Origin of the sequence: Micromonospora sp. LOL_021 (assembly GCF_048060215.1) — a bacterium.
Taxonomy (GTDB): domain Bacteria; phylum Actinomycetota; class Actinomycetes; order Mycobacteriales; family Micromonosporaceae; genus Micromonospora_E.
This window is the reverse complement of sequence record NZ_JBHMIN010000167.1, coordinates 1-336: the sequence shown is the minus strand read 5'-3', so window position 1 is coordinate 336 and position 336 is coordinate 1. Positions and strand designations below refer to the sequence as shown.

Annotated in this window: 1 pseudogene; it reads right to left on the bottom strand. The window is 66.7% G+C overall.

Going from position 1 to position 336, the window contains the following annotated elements:
• Nucleotides 1-165: 165 nt before the first annotated feature.
• Nucleotides 166-336, bottom strand: a pseudogene (locus ACFHWT_RS31520) (Clp protease N-terminal domain-containing protein); the annotation flags it as partial.

Below are 336 nucleotides of genomic sequence, written 5' to 3'. Positions count from 1 at the left end.
CCCGCTCGATTTCCTTCTCCCGGCCGATCACCGGGTCGAGCTTGCCCTCCCGGGCCGCCTGAGTCAGGTTGCGACCGAACTGGTCCAGGATGACGCTGTTGGACGCGAGCCCCTCGACCTCCCGGCCGGCGGCGTAGTTGGACGGCCTTCCCCGCTGGTCCGGCATCAGGCCGAGCACTTGCTGACGGAGCCGATCAAGGTCTCCGCAGAGTTTGACCAGCACTTCAACGGAGATGCCCTCGCCCTCGCGGATCAGGCCGAGCAGGATGTGCTCGGTGCCGATGTAGTTGTGGCCGAGCTGCAGCGCCTCCCGCAGCGACAGCTCCAACACCTTCT